The 233-nt window shown below is 60.1% G+C and carries 1 protein-coding gene; it reads right to left on the bottom strand.

Translation table 11 applies throughout. The features are described 5' to 3' along the window. Window positions 1-233 (bottom strand): aminotransferase class III-fold pyridoxal phosphate-dependent enzyme (locus AF337_RS08140; protein ID WP_152970961.1); only part of this gene is annotated, 233 nt, incomplete at both ends.

The following is a 233-nucleotide window of genomic DNA, read 5'->3' as shown; positions in this document are numbered from 1 at the left end:
GGTGAAATAACCTGCCGGCGGAATGATGACGTCGGCTTCCCCCTGGATCGGCTCGATCAGGGCGGCCACCGTATTGGCATTGATTGCGGCGGCGAAAGCCTCGGCATCGCCGAAGGGAATGATGCGGAAGCCTGGCGTATAGGGACCGAAGCCGGCGCGGGCTTCGGGATCGGTGGAGAAACTGATGATGCTCAGCGTCCGACCATGGAAATTATCAGCGCAGACGATGATCT

It is taken from the genome of Rhizobium ecuadorense (genome assembly GCF_001187535.1).
Taxonomy (GTDB): Bacteria; Pseudomonadota; Alphaproteobacteria; order Rhizobiales; family Rhizobiaceae; genus Rhizobium; species Rhizobium ecuadorense.
The sequence above is the reverse complement of the archived record's forward strand: the minus strand, read 5'-3'. Positions and strand labels throughout refer to the sequence as shown.